Genomic DNA, 20,303 nt, shown 5'->3' on the forward strand with positions numbered 1-20,303 from the left:
CCGCGCAGCGGCGGAGCGTGGGGGCCTGTTTCATTCAGGGAGCGTGCCGGCCGGGCGGCCCAGCCACTTCTTGGCCAGGGCGTCGATCTCGCCCGACTTCTTGGCCGCGATGATGATGTCGTTCACCTTCAGGCGCAGCGCGTCTTCACCCTTGGCCACGCCGATGAAGTTGGGGCTGTCTTTCAGCAGCAGCTTGTATTCGGCGCCCAGCTGCGGGTTGCGCGCCATCATGTTGCCGGCCACCGAAGCGCCGGTGGCGATGAGCTGGGTCTGGCCCGAGACGAAGGCCGAGACGGTGGCGTTGTTGTCTTCGAAGCGCTTCACGTCGGCCGTGGGCGGTGCGAGCTTGGTGAGTTCCTGGTCTTCGATGGCGCCGCGGGTCACGCCGATGGATTTGCCAGCCAGGTCGGCAAAGCTGGTGACCGTGAGCGACTTCGACGCGAACACGGCCTGGAAGAAGGGTGAATAGGCGGCGGTGAAGTCGATCACCGCCGAGCGCTCGGGGTTCTTGCCCAGGGTGGAGATCACCAGATCGGCCTTCTTGGTCTGCAGGTAGGGGATGCGGTTGGCACTGGTCACGGGCACCAGCTCCAGCTTCACGCCGAGCTTGCTGGCGATCAGTTTGGCGGTGTCGATGTCCAGGCCCTGGGGTTGCAGGTCGGTGCCGACGAAGCCGTAGGGCGGGAAGTCGGTGGGGATGGCGATCTTGATGGTCTTGGCCTTCATCACGTCGTCGAGCGCGGTCTGGGCGTGGGCGGCGCCCAGGCTGGCGAATGCGCCGAGCGCGACGGCGGTGGCGAGAAACAGGCGTTTGGTGGATTTCACAGCAAGGCTCCTAGGTAGGTTTCGGGGGCGGGAGGGGTGGGTTTGCGGGTGCGGCGGCCGGCCTTTCGGGCGGCGCCTGGCGGGGTGCCGGGGGTGGCTTCGTGCAGCGGCGCCAGGGCTTCGCGCAGGTTGGCCAGGGGGTCGTTGGGCGCGTTCAGCCGCAGGGCGGCCTGCACCTGGCCGATGTGCGCCTGCATCAGGCGCTCGGCGTGTTCGGTGTCGCCGCGCTCCAGCGCTTCGACGATGTCCACATGGTCCTGGCAGGACTGCACCGCGTCGTGTGAGGACTGGTAGAGCATGGCGATGAGCGTGGTGCGGGCGGTGAAGTCGCGCAGCGTGTCGGCCAGCAACTGGTTGCCCAGGCATTCGGCCAGGCACACGTGAAAGTCGCCCAGCAGGTAGCTGCGCTGGCCCACGTCGCTGCCCTTGAGGGCGGCCTTTTCCTGTTTGAGGTGCTGGCGCAGGCGCTGCAGCGCGGCCTTGTCCATCGGGCCGGCCTGGCGGATCAGGCCCATTTCGATCACGCGGCGCGCCTCGAAGGCTTCGCGCGCTTCGTCGTGCGAGGGCTGCACCACGTACCAGCCGCGGCGCGAACTCACGGTGACGATGCCGCGCGCGGCCAGCCGCATGAGGGCCTCGCGCACCAGGGTACGGCTGCAGTCGAACAGGATGGACAGGTTCTGTTCACCCAGGCGCGCACCCGGCGCGAGCCGCTGCGCGAGGATGGCTTCAACGATGCGCTGGGCAATGACTGTGGAATTCACCATGCCGCTTTATATGCGAATTCCGTGCCATGTCATACAAGACTTGTATGCAAGATATGTGCACCAGTGTTGTGCGAAAGACCGGTTCGCTGGTGCGACATGCACCAGCAATGCGTGCGCGGCGGCGCCGTTGTGGTGCCCCGGCCTGATGCGCGGGCGCGGTGCTCAGTGCGTCGCCATCAGCGCGCGCAGGTCTTCCTCGTAGCCCTTGAGCACGTCGACGGCGTGGGCGCGTTGCGCCGGGCTGGTGCTGTTGTGCAGGGCGGCGAACTGCTCGCAGCCTTCGCGCACCAGGCTTTCGCTGTAGGCGTGAAAACCGGGCACGGGCGCGCGCATCACGCGGTCGTGCCAGGCGCGCAGGGCCGCCACGGCGGCGGCTTGGGTCGCCGGGGGCGTCGTGGGCGCCGTGGCGCTGGGGCTGGTGCCGTTGTCGCCGCCCGCGTGACCCAGCAGCCCGCGCAGTGTCTGCAGCAGATCGTTCTGGCGCCGCAGGCGTTCGGCGTGAATGCGCTGGGGGTCGAACGCCGACTGGCGCAGCCGTTGGGTCAGCAGGGCCGTCTGGGCGTCGGTGAGCGTGCCGTACAGGGTTTCGTAGCGGCTGGTGGCCTTGTCCAGCAGGGTGTCCAGGCGCTGTTCGGGGCTGCCCAGATAGTCCTCTGCAAAAACCTGGTTGCTCTTGGCGTAGTGCCGCTCCATGTGTTGCAACTGATCGGGGGTGAGCTGCAGGGCCAGCCGGGCCAGGGGCTCCAGGCTGCGGTCGATCAGCCGCAGGTAGCTGCTGCGCAGGCGCTCGAACTGGATGCAGGTGAGCTGGGCGGTGCTGTCTTTCACCGCCAGCTGTTGCCACTGCATCAGAAACCCGGTGTAGATGGGCAGCTCGGTGCTGCGGTGCCAGGCGAAAAAGCTGTCGATGTCCTGGCGCAGCTGGACCGATTGCGCATCGTTCAGGTCGGTGTAGCCGTCGATCCACCAGTACACCAGATTGGGGGCCTGGTTGTAGGCCAGGCGGGTTGCGCTGCAGGCGCCCAGCAGGAGTGTGAGCAGGGCCAGCGCGAGGGCCAGCACACCGTGGCGCAGCGGTCGGCGGGAGATAATCCGCGGCAGGTTTTGTCCCAGATTCAATCCGTGGCCCGGCGCGGCCCCAGCAAAGGTGTTCATGTCTTTCCCTGTGGATGTGGTGGTGATGGCGGCGGGCAAGGGCACGCGCATGAAGAGCCTGCGGCCCAAAGTGTTGCACCGATTGGGCGGGCGTGCACTGGCCCAGCACGTGATCGACACGGCGGCCCGGATGTCGGCGCGTTCGGTGGTGGTGATCACCGGGCACGGTGCCGAAGCGGTGGAGGCCGCCTTGCGCGCGCCCGACGCCATGGCGCTGCGTTTCGTGCGCCAAGAGCCGCAACTGGGCACCGGCCACGCGGTGCAGCAGGCCGTGCCCGTGCTGGCGGACGACGGAATCGTGCTGATCCTCAACGGCGATGTGCCCCTGATCGGGCGCGCCACGCTGGACGCCTTGCTCACAGCCTGCGCCGGCGAGCACCTGGCCCTGCTCAGCGTGGACACGGGCGAAGACGCCGGTGGGTATGGGCGGATCGTGCGCGACAACGACGAGGACCGATCGGTGGTGGCCATCGTCGAAGCCAAGGATGCCGATGCGGCGCAGCGGGGCATCACCGAGTGGTACAGCGGCGTCATGGCCGCGCCGGCCGAGCTGCTCAAACCCCTGCTCGCCCGTCTGTCGAACGACAACAGCCAGCACGAGTACTACCTGACCGACGTGGTCAAGCACGCGGTGGCGCAAGGCCTGTCGGTGCGGGCCCTCACCACGCGGGACGCGGTCGAGGTGGCCGGCGTCAACAGCCCGCTGCAGCTCGCGCAGCTGGAACGGGCCTACCAGCGCCGTGTGGCCGAGGCGCTGATGGAGCAGGGCACCCGCCTGGCCGACCCGGCGCGGCTGGACGTGCGCGGCGAACTGCTGTGCGGCCAGGACGTGGAGATCGACGTCAACTGCGTGTTCGAAGGCCGCGTGGCGCTGGGTGCGGGTGTGCGCATCGGTGCGAACTGCGTGATCGCCAACGCGGTCATCGAAGCGGGCGCGGTGATCCACCCGTTCACCCACATCGACGGCGAAAAACTCGGGGTCACGGTCGGCCGCGGATCGCTGGTGGGGCCGTTCGCGCGCCTGCGCCCGGGCGCGGTGCTCGGGGCCGAGGTGCACATCGGCAACTTCGTGGAGGTGAAGAACTCGACCCTCGCCGATGGCGCCAAGGCCAACCACCTGGCCTACCTGGGCGACGCCACGGTGGGCGAGCGGGTGAACTACGGCGCGGGCAGCATCACGGCCAACTACGACGGCGCCAACAAGCACCGCACCGTGATCGAAGCTGACGTGCACGTGGGCAGCAACTGCGTGCTGGTGGCACCGGTCACCCTGGGCGCCGGTGGCACGGTGGGCGGGGGATCGACCATCACCAAGAACACGCCGCCGGGCGCGCTGTCGGTGGCGCGCGGCAAGCAGGTCAGCCTGCCGAACTGGCAGCGCCCCAGCAAGAACAAGGGCTGAGCGCCAGCCCTGGTGCCCTGGCCGGTGGGCGTGGGGCTCAGTGCGCGCGCGAGCGCTGCGAGGGCGGGCGCTGCCGGTTCTGGCGTTCGGCGTCTTCTTCCCCCAGATTCATCAGCCCACTCAGGCCCATGACCTCGGAGTCCCGGAAGCCGGTGGCCGGATAGAGCTGGTCGAATTCCGAGATCCGGGATTCCAGCCGCTGCTGGGGGGTTTCCACCTCTTCCTTGGGCTTGGGCTGGGGCAGCGCGGCCAGATTGAGCTGCGCACGGAAATCGTCTGGCGAAGGCATGCGGTGGATGCCGTTCTTGAGCAGCAGAAAGCGCACCCCGGCGGTCTTGAGGATGCGGTTCTTGATCTTCACCTGGTGCTCTTTGGCCTTGGCGTTGCTCAGGTGGTACTGCTCCACGTCGAACGCGAACTGGGGGCGGCCGTCTTCGCCACACACCACGAAGTCCACCTTCTGGGTCCGCAGCCGCTCCTGGGCGGTTTTGTGGTCGGCGGCGCGCCGCACCGAGAGCATGTCCTTGAGCGGCAGGTTCGGCAGCACCACGTGGCCGGGAAAGGTGTCGTGCAGGTAGTCCAGCATCTGCACCTGTTCTGGGGTGAGCACGCGCTCGGGGGTGTAGCGGTCATCGCGGCCCGAACTCTTCTCGGTATTGCGGCGGTAGTAGAGCCAGGCGCCCAGGGCCACCAGCGCCAGAACAACCATGAGAGCGATCCACAAGGCGAACATTCAACCTCCAGTTTGTTGCTGATTCCAGCCAGTTGCTGAATTTTGTGGTCGGATTCTAGGAGCCTGTAACCGCTTTTTGGTCGTTCTAACGCTTTGTTACCGCGCGATGACGGTCCCGCCGACGGGTCGCAGCGCCAGCCGTGGCTCGAACTTGGCCCGCTTGATGCTGAAGAAACTCTTGACGTTGCGCACGTTGGCATCGCTGGTGAACAGGCGCTGCGCCAGCGCGAGGTAGGCGGGCATGTCAGGCACGTGCACCACCAGCATGAAGTCGGGGCCGGGGCTGACGCGGTAACACTGCTGCACCGCCGCCTCGGCTACGGCGCGTGCCTCGAAGGCGTCCAACTGCTCGGCGCCCTGGCGTTCCAGTGTGATTTCGAGCAGGGCCGTCAGACCGTGGCCCAGCAGCGGCGCGAGCCGGTCGGCGCTGAGCAGGGCCACCTCGCGCTCGATCAGGCCCAGCTCGCGCAGGCGCTTGATGCGCCGCAGGCTCGTGGGCGGCGAGAGGTGCGCCAGCTCGGCCAGGGTCTGATTGCTGCGCGAGGCGTCGGTTTGCAGCAGATCGAGCAGGCGAAGATCGGTGTCGTCTATGTTCATTTATTTCATTGTTTGTAATTTCAGGGAATAAAAAACCAAATCAGTCTTATGGTGAAATTATTGGTCAATATGTGATGAAATTTGATCTGAAGTTTCCTCGCTGGCTGTATAGCATGCACAACATCAATTTTTCAAGGAGCGCGTTATGTGCGGCATCGTGGCAGGGGTTTCCGGGCGTGACGTGGTGCCCGTGCTGGTTCAGGGGCTGCAACGGCTGGAGTACCGCGGCTACGACTCCTGCGGTGTGGCGGTCCACAGCGGTGGTCTGCGGCGCGCGCGCAGCACGGCCCGCGTGGCCGAACTGATCGAGCAGGTGAAGCTGGAGTCCATCGCCAGCGGCACCGGCATCGCCCACACGCGCTGGGCCACCCACGGCGCGCCCGCCGTGCACAACGCCCACCCGCACTTCAGCCACGGCCCCGGGCACAGTTCCACCGATGGCACGGCCGGCCGCGTCGCGTTGGTGCACAACGGCATCATCGAGAACCACGACGAGCTGCGCGCCGCCCTGCAGGCCAAGGGCTATGTGTTCGAGAGCCAGACCGACACCGAAGTCATCGCCCACCTGATCGACTCGCTCTACGAAGGCGATGTGTTCGCCGCGCTGCAGGCGGCGGTGGCGCAGCTGCACGGTGCCTATGCGCTGGCGGTGTTCCACAAGGACGAGCCGCACCGCGTGGTGGGCGCGCGCGCCGGCTCACCGCTGATCCTGGGTGTGGGCGACGGCGGTCAGGAGCACTTCCTGGCCAGCGACGCCATGGCCCTGGCCGGCGTGACCGACCAGATCGTCTACCTCGAAGAGGGCGATCTGGTGGACCTGCAGCTCGGCCGCTACTGGGTGGCCGACGCCCAGGGCCGCAGTTTCGACGCGACCCAGCGCCCGGTGAAGACCGTGCACGCGCACAGCGGCGCGGCCGAGCTCGGCCCCTACCGCCACTACATGCAAAAGGAGATCTTCGAGCAGCCGCGCGCCATCGGCGACACGCTCGAAGGCGTCGCCGGCATCACGCCCGAGCTGTTCGGCGACGGTGCCTGGCGCATCTTCAAGGACATCGACAACGTGCTCATCCTCGCCTGTGGCACCAGCTATTACAGCGGCTGCGCGGCGAAATACTGGCTGGAAGACATCGCCAAGATTCCGACGCAGGTCGAGGTGGCGAGCGAATACCGCTACCGCACGAGCGTGCCCAACCCGCGCACGCTGGTGGTCACCATCACGCAAAGCGGCGAAACCGCCGACACCCTGGCCGCGCTGCGCCATGCCCAGGGCCTGGGCATGAAACACACCCTGACCATCTGCAACGTGGCCACCAGCGCCATGGTGCGCGAATGCGAACTGGCCTACATCACCCGCGCGGGGGTCGAGATCGGCGTGGCGTCCACCAAGGCCTTCACGACGCAGCTCGCGGGCCTGTTCCTGCTCACGCTGGCGCTGGCCCAGGTGCGCGGCCACCTGAGCGACGAGGCCGAGGCGCAGCACCTCAAGGCCATGCGCCACCTGCCCGTGGCGCTGCAGGCCGTGCTGGCGCTGGAGCCGCAGGTGATCAGCTGGGCCGAAGACTTCGCGCGCATGGACAACGCGCTCTTCCTCGGCCGGGGGCTGCACTACCCGATCGCGCTCGAAGGCGCCTTGAAGCTCAAGGAAATCAGCTACATCCACGCCGAGGCCTACCCGGCGGGTGAACTCAAGCACGGCCCGCTGGCGCTGGTCACCAGCGCCATGCCGGTGGTGACCGTGGCGCCCAACGACACCCTGCTGGAAAAGCTCAAGAGCAACATGCAGGAAGTGCGCGCGCGCGGCGGCGTGCTCTATGTGCTGGCCGATGCCGACACCCGCATCGGCAGCAGCGAAGGCATCCACGTCATCCGCATGCCCGAACACTACGGCGCGCTCTCGCCCATCCTGCACGTGGTGCCGCTGCAGCTGCTGGCCTATCACACGGCGCTGGCCAAGGGCACGGATGTGGACAAGCCCAGAAACCTCGCCAAGAGCGTCACGGTGGAGTGAGGTGGCGGAGAACCATTGACCCGTGGCCCTTCAGGTTCCCGGTCAAGACACATCCGCCGGGCCAATCCCTTGAATCAAGGACTGGTCGCCGCGCAGTACTCCAGCGGCACACCAGGCGCGTAGGCTGCCAGCACGGCCGCGCTGGCACTTTGTTGGCTGGAGAGTGTTGGCACTTCCACCAGCACACACCGGCTGACACTGCGGGTGGCGCCTTGCAGCTGGTTCATGTTCATGAAGGCCAGCGCCGATTCCAGCGGTGAAAGGCTGGGGTTGTAGGCCGCGTTTTCGGCGTTCCGTCCCGCGTAGATGCTCCCGTCATTCAGTTGCACCGCAATGCCCGCGTAACCGTAGGCGGTGTCGGTGGGGTAAGGGGCGTAGCAACCCTGGGCTGCCGCAAGCGCGGCCGCAATGACCGGGTCGCTGGGCGCGCCACCAGGCAGGCTCACCGCATGGGTGCACAGCTTGGGGTCCATCAGCCCACCGGTGATGCCCAGGTCACTCGGCCCGAAGGCATCGGGCAGAAAGGTGGTGAGCGGCGTCATCGTGTACGCGTAAGGATTGTTCGGGTTGGCCGGTACCGGTGGCAGCAGGATGTTGAGCTGCTGGGCGGACACCAGTTCGTACAGGAACTGGCGGCAATACCCGCACGGCGCGGCACTGATCGCCAAGGCCTGCAGACCCGCTTCACCGTGGAGCCAGGCGTTGTTGGTGGCGGCCTGCTCGGCATGCACCGTGAAGCTCAGGGCGACGTCGCTGAACTCGAAGTTCGCGCCCAGATACAAGCTGGCCCAACCCGTGCCCGGAACCGGCATGCCGGCCGCCACGGCCCCGACCTGGTAGTGCGAGACAGGCACCACCGCATAGGTCTGCGCCACCGGCAACAGCTGCATCATCAGCGTTCCGATCTCAGCCTGAGCGCCGAGCTTGCCCAGAATGGTTCCCACCTGGTTGGCCGACAGAAAACCACCCTGTTCCCACATCGCATCGACGTCCGGACGGATGTCGGCAGGCAGGGTGTTGATGGCTGTGATCCAGGCGGAACTGCGTTGAGAAGTGCTGGGCATGTTGTCTCCAAAGTGTGTGAATGAACCCTCTCCCTGAGTGCCACCTTTGAGGCGTGGCACCACCGGCCTGAACGTATCAAGGACGGCAACCGGTCAGGCGTGCCTACCTGTCATGGTTACCAATTCGGCGCGTTGTGGGTTCGTGGGGGCGCCGTCATTGCCTGCCGGTTGATTGCGAGGCAGAAGCGGCCTTTAGAGTTCGGTGGGCGGCTTTGCAGCGTGTGCTGACGGTGGGTGCGCTCAAGCGTACTCACGCTGACTGCCACGAAGCGGATGTTGGCCGCTGCTACATGTGACGGCCCGAATGGCGGCAGTACGAGGTACTGCTGTCATAGGGCATTCGCGACCCGGCTGGCGCCGCGCCGCCGACCGCTTCCCCATCACCTGGACTGGCGGTACCGACGCTGAGGAGTCGTTTGACTCAAGGTCCCAAAGCCGTCATTCCTGGTTCGGTGATCGGCAGGGGCTACTGCATCCAGTGGTTTCGCCCGAGTAGACTGCCAAAGTGTTTGCGGACCCAAATGTCCAACCCGGTGGTACGTTGCGAACCCGGTCGGATCTGTTTCCAATAATCAAAGCTGTGCTTGCGGGTGACCTACGCGCTTTGCACTCCGGATCGGCACGCCGCACAACCCGCACCCTCGGTGTACAACCACTTCGATATCTGTATCCAGCATGCAAAAAGCCCCTGAAATTGAACTGCTCGATGCCCGCAGTCGACTCCTTGAGTTCGCGGAGGCATACGACACAGCTCCGGCGAGGACCGTCTTGAACACCGTGTGGGAGCGCGCGCGCGAAGTCTCAAAGAGTGCCAGTGGTTCCTGGCTTGGGTATCAGGCGAATGTGTACTACAAGAATTTTTCGACTCCTCCTGCCGGCACTCACTTCGACATAGAGCATGGCACTAGCGGCACCTACTATGCTGCTCCAGACCGCAACTGGATCGAGTTGACCGATCAGCAAGTGTTTGACTTTCTTGTGGATCAGAGCGGCAATGAGGCACTTGCAATCGCCGAGGATCTTGCAGACCAAGGTCTTGCACTATTCAACAGCTTCAAAGCTGACGTGATTTCGATCCTCACTGTTTACCTTGATGCGCATGACGACAAGTACGTTAGCCGCATGTTGGAAGAGATCGAAAAGGCCGAGGTTTTTGACGCAGCCGGCATCGCAAACCAGTTGTCCCCCAAGCGTCAGCTAATAACCAGCGACATGCGCGCAATTCAGCAAGGTACTTGGGCGCCGCCCCATGTGAAGATCCAGGCCCGAATCACCGCTGCAAACCAACCCGCAGCGCACTGCCAAGAACTCGCGAATCGTCTCGAAAAGATTGCAGCCCACCTCAGTCGTGTGAGCAGGGTGGAAGTGCGCTCCTCTCGGATCGGCACGAACGTCTTTATCGGCCACGGCCGCTCATTCGTGTGGAGAGATCTCAAGGACTTCATAAAGGAACGACTGAGGCTTCCTCACGACGAATTCAACCGCATCCCAGTTGCTGGGATCACGAACATTGCAAGGTTGTCTGAGATGTTGGACTCGGCTGCTTGTGCATTCGTCATCATGACGGCAGAAGACGAACTTGCTGATGGGAAGGTTCAGGCTCGAATGAACGTCATCCACGAAGTAGGCCTCTTCCAGGGCCGCCTCGGATTCACAAAGGCAATCGTATTGCTCGAAGAGGGTTGCGAAGAGTTCAGCAATATTCAAGGCCTTGGTCAGATCCGATTTCCCAAAGGAAACATAGCCGCCAAATTCGAGGAGATTCGCTTGGTGTTGGAGCGGGAGGGTGTACTTGAAGCGCCGAACGCGTCCTAGCAAGTCGGTCGAGTCAAGTTTCAAAGGCTGAGCCCGTCAGACCGGCTTTGCCTATGTTGGTAGTGACGGGCTTAGCGGTTGGCACCGTCCACACCCCGATTGTTGAATGACCGACTCTCTTTGCTCAAGCCGCCGCCCCTGGCCGGTTCTGTGGGTTCAGAGCACATCCCGTCAGCGGTCTCCTGGTCTCGCCGCATCACCGACCAACGGCTGCTTCCAGCGCCGTCCGCGAATTGGAGGATCCGGCCAGAAGCGGGCGATCCTCAATCGTGAATGCGGTCGCTCAACGTTTGACATGAGGGGCGGCCGAGGGCGATAGCCCTTGGACGTCCCTCTTGATGGAAGGGCTAGGCGCCTGCCCTGCGAGTAGGCCCAGTGAACTTTGGAGCAACAAGCTTCCGATAGGCAGCCGAAAGATCTGTGAGCTTGATTCCCATTTGCTTTATGTCTTCTTCCGAGAACGTTTCAGGGCTTAGCCAGTACTCGGCCTTGTTCTCGCAGTTCATTGCAAGTTCTTGGTCAATATGTCGCAAAGGTATTGCGGCGGCGGCCCAGTACTTTGCGAGCTGGCTCTCAATGTCTCGGCTGCGCTCTTTGCCAAGGCCGAGGTCTCTGTAATAGAGTTTGGTTTCCTGCAGCGCATGAGAGATAGAGCGTAAAGCGTTGTCTTGCAGGTCTCGCTTTTCCTTAGCCATTGTGGCGATTGGGCCAAGAAGAGAGATCAGTCGTTCGACTACCCATTGCATCATTACTTGTTCCTCCCTGTGATCCAGGTCGATGGTGGCATGTAGGTTGGTGATTTTGCAGGCGCCTAACGCTTTGCGTGAGGGGCGCATTTGGAGTGAAGCCGAAGGAGCAGCGGAAAATGCGTCCCACTCCACGCGATTGCCAGGTGCTTAGCCGGGTAGCAGTGCGACAAACTCTTCATCACTGATCTCTTTTTCCGGGTAGGGATGGTCGTCATGTACGGTCCATCCCTTGTGCCCATGTTCTAGCCGATGCTGCGGGCCGACCAACACACAGTTTGGCAACACTACTTCTTTGACGAATGGCGTGCTCTCATGCTTTCGCGCCACATACATGGCACCTTTTGTTCCTTTGATATACCAAGGCTGGAGACCAAAGGCAGAAAACTGCTTTTCTACTATTTTTTGAAGTGTAGTAATAGCTTCAAGCGCAGAATCCCTCGCAGTGGTATCTGTTTCCGGGTTAAAGTGAATTGAGTGATGCCGAATGGCAGCAAGCTTCCGGAATAGGTTGGCTGGTTCAGGTAGCAAGACTTCCCACGAAACAAGAGTGGCAATCGCCACCTCCCAGTTATCGAAGGACTCCTTCCGGTAGATGGTTTTATACTCAACCGTCGACTTGTAGTATCTGCGAAGGTGGATTACAAGCCTGTTTAGAATCCGCTCGCCGAGCGTGCAAGCCGATACCAAAGCTGGGTAATAGCTTCCATACACGAATGCGCTTCGACATTGCCGGAGAAACACGTTGTGGAACGAAATGAGCGACATTGGATTCGCACCCAACGCTACGAAGTCTTCGATCTTGCGCTCATGCTCTTTCGGACCGAACTCAAACACCAACCCATCACGAATGGATCGCCTATTTCGTAGCCAGAGCTGACGATTATTCTCCTCCCAATCGTCTTTGATTTCGGTCTCGAGCATTACTGCCCGTGTGTCGAAATCGTATGCCAGTACCCGATAGCGCTTCACGATGTTTTTACACCTAACGTTTGAGGTGAGCGGCGGCAAACGGCTGGCCGCTGGAGGGATGATGAAGCAAGCCCGGAAGCGGCCAGCCGGTTGACGTCCGCTCGACCGAAGGGTTAGGCGTCACTCGTTCCAACTCGGTATTCATAGCTTTCACCTTGAAGCTTGAAATCCTGGACCTGCATGGCAGTGCCGTTCGAGAGAACAGCGAGGCCAAGCTGGTTTATCTCATCTTGTAGCTGATCTGGATCGACTGAGGAACTTCCCGCCTCAGCTTCGAAATAGGCCCTCTCAAGAAGTGCAAGACGCTCCGCCAGGATGCCGAAGTTCTTGCCCGGCTTGAATCTTCCATAGCACCAGAAGTGATCGACATTCGTGCTTTCAAGAATGCCGATCTGGTGCTCTCCCAACATTAGGAACTCAGGCATCTATTCCTTCGGCTGGTGAGACTTTCGATGAATGGACTGCGTGGCATTGGACGCCTAACGTAATGTCCAGAGCAAAACCTGCTCTATAAGTTGGGTGCTGCTCCATAAGTTGGTCATGTATTCCTCCCGTAAGTGGCTTGCAGCTTGGCTGGTTGACTAATTTACTGGATGTACGTACAGTTACAAAAATTCCGTCAAACCCCGCGCGCCAGAGCAGCAGTCGACCCGGCTTTGGGACCAGTTGAGCGAGTGAATCCAGTACATGCAATATAGCCTCAGCATCGAGCAGGTAGGTACCGAGATCCGAACCGTGCACGAGCTTTTGGGGCATTCCAACGTGTCGACAACGATGATCTACACCCATGTGCTGAAGGTGACGGTGGATGCGGGGGGCACGGCGAGCCCGCTGGATGCCATTGCACATGGGCATTGAAGATCCGCTCCGAGGTTCGCGGACATAGGACTGCTCCGGGTCGGGCACAGCCGCTCACCTCAGGCGCGAGAAGTCGTTCTCGAAGCGTGACCAGGCTGGCCTGCGTTGAGTGATCGGTGACGGTTGTGCAGCGGTCGTTCGACCCTTGCATCCTCGAATGACAGGTGACCGCGGCGGCCGACATTCAGGCGTGCCAGGTCACCGGCAGCAGCCAGCCTTGAAGCGACTTTCGATGGATCTTGATATCACGGGGAATGGTGCGAAAAGTCCGGACTTCTTAGATGCATATTTTTTATAATCAAATATTTGGCTGTGCCCCGACCCGTTGACGTGTTCAGGGAATGGTGCAGAAGGCCTCGGCTTTCGGGGTGTATCGAATTTTTGTCGACGACCCATTCTCAGCAAACAAGGCCATGTGCCGGGAGCGACCCATCACGCTCCTGACGGCATCCGATTTCAGCATCCATGATCATCAGACCCACGGTCAACATCCGCCCATTTACGCTCGTCGAGCACGCTGGGTTTCGCTATCTGGCGGTTATCCAGAACGGAACCCAAATCGGGGCATTGGCTCAGACGCCCGAGGGGCGGTATGTGCAGGTCAACGGTGCAGTGGTTCAGCCACTGAATACGTTCAAGGTGCTCCGTGCGCTGAAGCATGAGTTCCCCCGAAAAAACTGGAGTCGTCGTCCATCGCTGCCCGTCGTTGCGCCAGTGGGGAGCGTCCTGCCTCAGGCTCTTGATTTCGAACACCAGATCGAACGTCCTGTCGCCGCGCCTGTGGTGAGCGTGCGGCGGCGCCGCCGTGTCCCCGTTGAGGCCCTGCAGGGGTGATTGGCTAAGCACCAAATAGGTGGCGCAGCGAAAAAGTAGAGCGGTGCAAAAGTGACCCGGTTGCACGACCGCAGACCAGCGGTCTGGCGTTTGGTGTCAGGCCCGGCCTCAGGCGTAGAAGTCGTACGGAGACTTCAGGCCATAGATGTGCACGGCGCCAGGGCCTCCAGCGAAACACTGGGCCAGCTCGGGCACCGCAGGGACGGAAAGGATGGCCATGTCCTGCGTACCCAGCGTCTGAAAACTGGCGTTGCTCGCGCCGCTCCGGTTGGGGTCGCCGCCGACGGCGGGCTGTTGCACGCGCGCCAGCTGGGTGTGGCCCGCGTACGCGGGGTTGCTGGCGTCAAGGTAGTTGGCGTAGACGCATTGCACGCTGTTTTGCACACCCTGGCATGCCGTGCCGTTGCTGGTGTCCAGGGCGTACTGGCCGTCGCAGTTGAAGACAAAGCCCATGGCGTCGGCGGCCACGCTGGGCGCGGCGATCTGCATGCCGCACGAGGGGATGATCTGCACATGCAGGGCATCGACCGCCTGGGGCCAGGGCTCGTTGTCGATGTTGCGGCGCAGGCGCACGTCGCTGTGGTCCAGGCAGACCTCCACGCCGAAATCGACGTACTGCGGGAAATTCTCCGGGCCGTAGTTCTGCCGGAAGATGGCGTATTTGTCCTTGGCGCTGGCCTTGAGGTCGCCATCGCTCAGGTCAATGAAAGGGTAGGCCGTCATCTGCTCCGTCACGACGTCTTGGCGGCCAGTGGTGTCGTAGAGCACGAAGTCTTCGTTGGAGACAAAGTACTTCTCGCAGGTCATCTGGTCCGTGCCCAGCGAATGGGTGGGCGTGTCCAGCGCGACGTTGCTCACGATCAGGGCCCGGTTGCGCACCTCCATGCAAGGGTAGGAGTGGCAGTTCTTGATGAAGTTGACCAACATGTCGAACACTACGCCGTTCAGTGGCCCGTAGGCCGCCAGCCACTGCTCGGACAGGGACTGCACCACGGCATTGCGCACCTGGGTGCTGTTGGAGGCCAGGATGGTGGTCACGTCGTGCACACGCGAGGTGATCGCCGAACCACAGACAAAGGTCCAGTCCGGGTACTGGCTGGCCGGAAAAGCCTGGCGCAGCTCGCTCAGGATGAAATCGGTTGGGTCCGCATCCACATGCCCGTAGATGTACGGACCCTGGGTGCCATGAAAGTAGAACTCGGGGGCCACGAACAGGTTGAGCACGCTGCCTGGCGCCTCGTCCGATGGCAGGGCCGCAAGCGCCTGCTCGGCGGCGTTCTTCAGCACCGCGATGCGTGCCCGCACATCCGCCTGAAAATCCTCCAGCCCCAGGTAGGTCCCCGCCACCGCGCCCGGGCCATTGGGGTTGCCAATGGCGACCATGCTGGCCGGTGTGGTGGGGATGGTGTACCCGATGAAGCGGATCTTGGAATAGCGCTGGGTCATGAAAACTCCCTCTTTGAATGAAACATGTGAAACGTGCCTGCAGCTCATGCCGACCGGCTGCGTCCGGCCGTGGCCCGGTGATCTCGTCGGGAGGGCTGGCGCAGGTCAAACGTGGCCAGCAGCAGCCAGCGCCGCGCCTTGTGTTCGGCACCCGGCTTGGCGCGCAGCGGCGTGGTGTAGTGCCAGAAGGGCAGCCGGTACAGCGCCACCGAACCATCGCTGGCGGCCGGATAGACCCCTGTCAGATGACCATGCTCTTCGCAGACCAGGAACTGGTCCTGAACGCCTTCGTTGCACAGCGAGATGTGCAGATCGACAAAGCCCTCGCGGGCGTGGGCGTTCTCGGGGTGGTGGTCGTTGTGCGGCCCCGAATAGTCACCCGGCTCGTACAGGATGAGTTGCACGCCGCGCCGCCGCTCCAGCGGCAATCCGGTGATCCGCTCGGCGAAGAGGGCCAGGCTCTCCGAGCGCAGCATTTGCAGCAGACCGATCTCTGCTGCGGCCCGGTAGGCGGCGCTTCGGGGTGAGTCGAAATACGCCGTCTGGATGCGCATGCTCTTGGGCAACTGTTCGGTGTAGTTGCGGCGCATGCCGGTGATGGTCTCGGGTGGAATGCGCGACTCGATGCGGCGGACGTGGGCCGGCATGGTGGCGTCGAGCAGGCGGCGCGCTTGCATCGCCCAGGTCTTGCTGAGCATGCCCGGCAAGAAAGCCAGTGGTGTCTGGCCAGACCCCGCGTCCTGGGTCGCGGCCCTGCCCGCAAAGCGTGCGGTGTCTGCAAAACCTTGCCGCAGCATCGCCTTGCCGGGCGCGCTGAGCATCTCGGCAAACTCAGCCGGAAACTTGTCCATTGCCTCCCCCTCATTTCTCTTTTGTTTTTGCCGTTGGAGGCAGGTCGCCTCTTGATGGCGCCCAGGGCTCCTGTGCGGCTCATCTGGCTGGCAATGCTCGGGGCATTCGGCGGGCCCGCCAAACGTGGCCCTGGCAACTCTGACAGGTGGGGGCGTGCCGGGCTCACCCTGCGGCGCTGCTGCGGATGGCCGCTCCTGGCCGATCAGGCGGAGCGCCGCTTCATCGGGATGCCGTCACTCACCGATGTCCTCAACCGTCAGGCCATGGTGGTCCATCAAGGCCTTGATCTCCCGGATCACCTGCTGACGCTGGGCGGCTGTGTGGGCCTGGGTATCGTGTTCGGTTGCCTGGAAGAAGTGATTCAGGCCGCGCATGAGTTCCTGATAGCGCTGCTCTCCCATGGCCTCGCTCGGCCGAGCGCGAGACGGCTCGATCCTGCTGCGGTCACGTGGCTTCTGATGGTTCATGTATGCATGGCCTTCGCGGCCGGTCCGGACGTCTCGAAACTCCCATGGTGATATGGGTTATTTTCTACACAACACCCGGGCGATCAGGCGCTTGCACCGAATGCCCTTCTGTTTGAACTGCGGCCAGGCTCTCTCCAGGAGTCCCCGATGCGCCGCCACATTCCACCCTGTCACCGACGCTTTGCGCACGGGGAAGACCTGCACGGCTGAGGCGTGGCGGTAGGCGATCGCGTCGTCCAGGCTCGCCCGGAACAGCTAACGCTCGAGCCACAGGACGATATTCCAACTCCAGATGACGCCCACCCTGTGGCTTGAGCAGGCCGGCACGCCACAGCGCCGGTGATGCAAGGCATGGAGGCTGCGGGTAGATGTTTTATGCAGGGTGCGCAATAGCCTCAGCCTTTGGCTGCAAGTACGCCGTCAGCCCCTGGAACCACATCACCTCGACAAAGTCACCGCGGATCACCAGATCCCCATCGCGCAAGGCCGACAGAAAGGCGTCCGTTCCGTCTTTCGCGGACAGAACGGCATAGCCTCTCTCCGCATTTCTGAACGTCATGGTGAAGCGTGGGCTTTCCGTGAGCCCTGCGCTTGAGCCCACCTGGCCGTTGGCTATGTGGAAATGGCGCCCCACGCCGTCGGCCGTCTGGATCTGAAACACCAGCGTTTTTCCATCGATGTAGCTGGCGCAAGCGGGGTTCTTCTTGACCGCTCGCTGCAGCAGCTTGGTCAAGGCCCACAGCAGGAATTTGAACTTCAGCATGGTGGTATGTCTTTCTTCAAGGGAGTGTCCAGCGACTCGCGGGTGCGCTACTCGCCGAGGAACTGGATGGCGTGCTTCAGGAAGCGTTCGGGGTACTGGAACTGCGCGGCGTGACCGGCATCCGGGTAGACGAACAGCTGCGCGTTCGGAATGTTCTGGACCATATGCCAGGAGTTGATGGTCGGAATCATCACGTCGTTCACGCCATTCAGAATGAACGTGGGCTGCCGGATCTCGCGCAGGTGGGCGAACGGTGCCTTGGGATCGGGTTTGGCCAGGTAATACATATTGGCCTCGATCTGGGCCTGCATCACCGCAGGGGAACTCGGTGGGTCCTGGTCCGCTCGCTGGTGGCGGCGGTTCCAGAAGTCACGCCCGGCCTGCTTTGCTGCCTCGGAGGCTCCGAAGAAGAGAAACAGGAAGTCTTCAACCGTTGGAACAGGGCGCGGCGCTCTCTCCAGCACGCCAGGCTCCGAGTCGGGGTTGCCGCCCCGTGGACCGGTGCCCAGCAGCATGAGCTTGCGAACCAGTTCAGGGTGGCGCCGCGTCAGGTCCTGTGCCTGAAACCCACCCAGCGAGAAACCCAGAACATCCACCTGGCGAAGTCCCAAGGCCCGGATCACCGCCGCCGCGTCATCGGCCATGTCCTCGATCCGGGTACGCGGCGTGCCGGTGGAAGAGGCGACGCCGCGACCGTTGAACAGGATCACTTCGCGCCCCGCGGCCAGACCGTCGGTCATGAGTGGGTCCCAATGGTCCATGCCCCCGCGGAAATGCTGCAGGAAGAACAGGGGTGGCTGGTCCGTCGTGGTGTTGCCCCAGCGGCGGTAGGCGAATTGGTCGCCGTTGACTTCGACGAAGCGAGTGGGTGCGGTGAGGTGGGTGTCGGTCATGGTGAGACAGTCCTGTTGGCAAGCGTCAGCGGGCCAGAAACTCGAGCGTGCTGCGCACGAAGTCGGCGTGGAACTGGAAAGCACCGCCGTGTCCGGCATCGGGGTAGATGATCAGCTGGCTGTTGGGCAGCCGCCGGGCCAGGTCGTGCGTGTTGACCGTCGGGACCATGCGGTCGTTGTCACCGTTGACCACGAGCACCGGCTGCTGGACCACCGACAGATCGGCGGGCGCCTTCTTCCCCCACACGCGCAGCGCCTCCAGCTGCGCGAGGAATGCGCTCACCGTGATCTCGGTGTCACGGTCCTCGGTGCGTTCCTTCAACCGAGCTAGAAAGGCCTTGCCGGCCTCGATGCCACCGGGGGTCCGCGTGAAGAACAGGAACTGCTTGGCATCCTGGCCCGTGAAGAAGCCCCGGAGCATGTCGTAGACGGTCACCCCCGCCACGGTGCTGATGCCTTCGCCACCCGCAGGGCCGGTGCCCGCGAGCACCATCTTGCGCACGAGTTGCGGCTCCTTCAGCACGATTTCCTGGGCGACCATGCCGCCCAACGAAAAGCCCAGCAGGTCCACCTGCTGAAAGCCCTTGGCGTGGATGAAGCTGATGGCATCGTCCGCCATCTGTTCCATCGAATTCGACGGCGAGCCACTGGAGGCCCCGATACCGCGGTTGTCGAAAGCGATGACGTGGTGCTTCGCCGCGATACCGTCCATGATCCGAGGGTCCCAGTTGTCCAGGACCGCAGCCAGATGGACCAGAAACACCACGGGCGTTCCGCCGTTGTACTGGCCCATTTCCCGGTACGCGAAGTTCACGCCGCCAACCGTGATGGTTTGGGTAGGGACGTTCTTCCAGGTGACTTCAGACGGTCGTCCGAGCGAGAGCTGGCTTGGGTCCGCCCCGGTGGCGACAGGCTCTGCCGCCAGCAGCGTGGACGTCTGGAGGGTCGTGGACAGAGCGAGGCCCAGCACGGTCGTCTTGAGCAGGTGTTTCATCGTGAGTCTCCCATCAGGTGCCGAGCGCTGGATAGTCGGTGTAGCCCTTGGGACCCGGCGTGTAGAACGTCGTCATGTCCACGGGGTTCAACGCCGCCTTGGCTTGCATGCGTTCCACCAGATCGGGGTTGGCGATGAACGGGCGGGCAAAGGCGATCAGATCGGCGTGACCCGCTGTGAGTGCACTTTCTGCACCCGCCCGATCAAACCCACCGGCCAGGATGAACAGGCCGTGAAACGCCACACGAAGGCGGAACTTGAACTCGGCAGGCACGGGCGGCGCGCCCAGGGCCGAGTGGTCCAGCAGGTGCACATACAGAATGCCCAACTGCGCCAGTTCTTCGATGAGGGCCAGGACCTGCGCCTCGACCTCGGGGTATCCGCCCATGCCGTTGAAAACGCCGTAGGGCGAGAGCCGGATGCCCACCCGGTCTGCGCCGATGGCAGCGACCGTGGCGCGAGCCACCTCCAGTGCGAAGCGGTTGCGGCCCTCGATGCTGCCCCCGTACCCATCGGAGCGGTGGTTCACGTTGGCGTTCAGAAACTGCTCTATCAGATAGCCGTTCGCCGCGTGCAGCTCGACACCGTCGAAGCCCGCCTCAATGGCCAGCTGGGCCGACCTGGCGTACTCCGCCACGGCGTGGGCGATGTCGTCAGCGGTCATGGCGCGTGGTGCGCTGTGCGGCTGCATGCCCTGGGTGTCGGTAAACATCTCGCCGGGGCAGACCTCGGCCGTCGGCGCGAGCACTTGCGCACCGGCAGGCAGGTTGGCCACATGGGCCACGCGCCCCGTGTGCATCAGCTGCACAAAGATCTTGCCGCCTTTGGCGTGCACGGCGTCTGTCACCAGCTTCCACCCCTGCACATGCGCTTCGGTGAACAGGCCCGGAATGCGGGCGTAGCCCAGGCCGTTGGGCGAGGGCGAGGTGCCCTCGGTGACGATCAGCCCGGCCGAGGCCCGCTGGCCGTAGTACTCGGCCATCAGGGCATTGGGCGTGTTGTGGTCCACCGCCCGGCTCCGCGTCATGGGCGCCATGACGATGCGGTTGCGGAGCTGCAGGGAAGGCGCAGAGTGTGTGGTGAAGAGCATGGCGGTCTTTCTGTGGGTGGTG

Annotated in this window: 21 protein-coding genes; 5 read left to right on the plus strand and 16 right to left on the minus strand. The window is 63.2% G+C overall.

The window, feature by feature from the left end:
• Positions 1–30 precede the first annotated feature (30 nt).
• The 3 genes from HTA01S_RS25230 to HTA01S_RS11810 all read right to left on the minus strand — a co-directional run bounded on the left by HTA01S_RS25230 (position 31) and on the right by HTA01S_RS11810 (position 2,747).
• Positions 31–825 (minus strand): transporter substrate-binding domain-containing protein, encoded by a 795-nt coding sequence (locus HTA01S_RS25230; RefSeq protein WP_068171355.1) that lies wholly within the window; start codon positions 823–825, stop codon positions 31–33.
• Positions 822–1,592 carry a GntR family transcriptional regulator gene (locus HTA01S_RS11805; RefSeq protein ID WP_068171359.1) on the minus strand — a complete coding sequence of 257 codons (771 nt, stop codon included), beginning with the start codon at positions 1,590–1,592 and terminating at the stop codon, positions 822–824. Before HTA01S_RS11805 ends, HTA01S_RS25230 begins: the two co-directional genes overlap by 4 nt.
• A gap of 162 nt (positions 1,593–1,754) precedes the next feature.
• Positions 1,755–2,747: a DUF6279 family lipoprotein gene (locus tag HTA01S_RS11810; protein WP_157572072.1), complete on the minus strand. Its 993-nt coding sequence runs from the start codon at positions 2,745–2,747 to the stop codon at positions 1,755–1,757.
• Here HTA01S_RS11810 and glmU point away from each other — a divergent pair.
• A complete protein-coding gene (glmU, locus tag HTA01S_RS11815) occupies positions 2,746–4,149 on the plus strand; it encodes a bifunctional UDP-N-acetylglucosamine diphosphorylase/glucosamine-1-phosphate N-acetyltransferase GlmU (protein ID WP_068171362.1) in 1,404 nt (467 codons plus the stop codon). The two genes, HTA01S_RS11810 and glmU, sit on opposite strands and share 2 nt — an antisense overlap.
• A 37-nt stretch (positions 4,150–4,186) precedes the next feature.
• Here the strand turns inward: glmU and HTA01S_RS11820 are convergent, their stop codons facing one another.
• Entirely contained in the window at positions 4,187–4,882 is a 696-nt protein-coding gene (locus HTA01S_RS11820; protein WP_068171365.1) for a DUF2726 domain-containing protein, read from the minus strand.
• A gap of 96 nt (positions 4,883–4,978) precedes the next feature.
• Positions 4,979–5,479: an Lrp/AsnC family transcriptional regulator gene (locus HTA01S_RS11825; RefSeq protein WP_068171367.1), complete on the minus strand. Its 501-nt coding sequence runs from the start codon at positions 5,477–5,479 to the stop codon at positions 4,979–4,981.
• 145 nt (positions 5,480–5,624) lie between these two features.
• Here HTA01S_RS11825 and glmS point away from each other — a divergent pair, with 145 nt between their 5' ends.
• Positions 5,625–7,487 carry a glutamine--fructose-6-phosphate transaminase (isomerizing) gene (glmS, locus tag HTA01S_RS11830; protein WP_068171370.1) on the plus strand — a complete coding sequence of 621 codons (1,863 nt, stop codon included), beginning with the start codon at positions 5,625–5,627 and terminating at the stop codon, positions 7,485–7,487.
• 74 nt (positions 7,488–7,561) lie between these two features.
• Here the strand turns inward: glmS and cdd are convergent, their stop codons facing one another.
• Positions 7,562–8,551, minus strand: coding sequence for a cytidine deaminase (gene cdd / locus HTA01S_RS11835; protein WP_068171374.1), 990 nt, complete (start codon positions 8,549–8,551; stop codon positions 7,562–7,564).
• A 675-nt stretch (positions 8,552–9,226) separates the two neighbouring features.
• Between cdd and HTA01S_RS11840 the strand changes: the two genes are divergently transcribed.
• Positions 9,227–10,366, plus strand: coding sequence for a TIR domain-containing protein (locus HTA01S_RS11840; protein ID WP_068171376.1), 1,140 nt, complete (start codon positions 9,227–9,229; stop codon positions 10,364–10,366).
• 347 nt (positions 10,367–10,713) lie between these two features.
• On the opposite strand, the gene HTA01S_RS11845 is transcribed toward HTA01S_RS11840, so the two are convergent.
• The 3 genes from HTA01S_RS11845 to HTA01S_RS11850 form a co-directional block, all read right to left on the minus strand.
• Positions 10,714–11,202, minus strand: coding sequence for a hypothetical protein (locus HTA01S_RS11845; RefSeq protein ID WP_245638071.1), 489 nt, complete (start codon positions 11,200–11,202; stop codon positions 10,714–10,716).
• Positions 11,203–11,262: 60 nt separating this feature from the next.
• On the minus strand, positions 11,263–12,036 hold the full coding sequence (locus tag HTA01S_RS24685) for a hypothetical protein (protein WP_218017344.1): 774 nt from the start codon (positions 12,034–12,036) through the stop codon (positions 11,263–11,265).
• A 161-nt stretch (positions 12,037–12,197) separates the two neighbouring features.
• On the minus strand, positions 12,198–12,509 hold the full coding sequence (locus HTA01S_RS11850; protein WP_068171380.1) for a hypothetical protein: 312 nt from the start codon (positions 12,507–12,509) through the stop codon (positions 12,198–12,200).
• 262 nt (positions 12,510–12,771) lie between these two features.
• Here HTA01S_RS11850 and HTA01S_RS24690 point away from each other — a divergent pair, with 262 nt between their 5' ends.
• The gene (locus HTA01S_RS24690; protein WP_084236050.1) at positions 12,772–12,942 is read left to right on the plus strand and encodes a tyrosine-type recombinase/integrase; all 171 of its coding nucleotides are present in this window, start codon (positions 12,772–12,774) and stop codon (positions 12,940–12,942) included.
• A gap of 465 nt (positions 12,943–13,407) precedes the next feature.
• Positions 13,408–13,776 carry a hypothetical protein gene (locus HTA01S_RS11855; protein ID WP_068171384.1) on the plus strand — a complete coding sequence of 123 codons (369 nt, stop codon included), beginning with the start codon at positions 13,408–13,410 and terminating at the stop codon, positions 13,774–13,776.
• Between the two features lie 108 nt (positions 13,777–13,884).
• Here the strand turns inward: HTA01S_RS11855 and HTA01S_RS11860 are convergent, their stop codons facing one another.
• The 7 genes from HTA01S_RS11860 to HTA01S_RS11890 all read right to left on the minus strand — a co-directional run bounded on the left by HTA01S_RS11860 (position 13,885) and on the right by HTA01S_RS11890 (position 20,281).
• Complete coding sequence (locus HTA01S_RS11860) at positions 13,885–15,222, minus strand: hypothetical protein (RefSeq protein WP_068171386.1); 1,338 nt, start codon at positions 15,220–15,222, stop codon at positions 13,885–13,887.
• Positions 15,223–15,266: 44 nt separating this feature from the next.
• Complete coding sequence (locus HTA01S_RS11865; RefSeq protein WP_068171390.1) at positions 15,267–16,073, minus strand: hypothetical protein; 807 nt, start codon at positions 16,071–16,073, stop codon at positions 15,267–15,269.
• Between the two features lie 234 nt (positions 16,074–16,307).
• Positions 16,308–16,541: a hypothetical protein gene (locus HTA01S_RS11870; protein ID WP_068171393.1), complete on the minus strand. Its 234-nt coding sequence runs from the start codon at positions 16,539–16,541 to the stop codon at positions 16,308–16,310.
• Between the two features lie 373 nt (positions 16,542–16,914).
• A complete protein-coding gene (locus HTA01S_RS11875; protein ID WP_068171396.1) occupies positions 16,915–17,304 on the minus strand; it encodes a helicase in 390 nt (129 codons plus the stop codon).
• A 47-nt stretch (positions 17,305–17,351) separates the two neighbouring features.
• Positions 17,352–18,197 carry an alpha/beta fold hydrolase gene (locus tag HTA01S_RS11880; RefSeq protein ID WP_068171401.1) on the minus strand — a complete coding sequence of 282 codons (846 nt, stop codon included), beginning with the start codon at positions 18,195–18,197 and terminating at the stop codon, positions 17,352–17,354.
• Positions 18,198–18,222: 25 nt separating this feature from the next.
• Positions 18,223–19,191, minus strand: coding sequence for an alpha/beta fold hydrolase (locus HTA01S_RS11885; RefSeq protein WP_084236051.1), 969 nt, complete (start codon positions 19,189–19,191; stop codon positions 18,223–18,225).
• Positions 19,192–19,204: 13 nt separating this feature from the next.
• Positions 19,205–20,281 carry an alkene reductase gene (locus HTA01S_RS11890; protein WP_068171403.1) on the minus strand — a complete coding sequence of 359 codons (1,077 nt, stop codon included), beginning with the start codon at positions 20,279–20,281 and terminating at the stop codon, positions 19,205–19,207.
• Positions 20,282–20,303: the final 22 nt, after the last annotated feature.

It is taken from the genome of Hydrogenophaga taeniospiralis CCUG 15921 (genome assembly GCF_001592305.1).
Taxonomy (GTDB): Bacteria; Pseudomonadota; Gammaproteobacteria; order Burkholderiales; family Burkholderiaceae_C; genus Hydrogenophaga; species Hydrogenophaga taeniospiralis.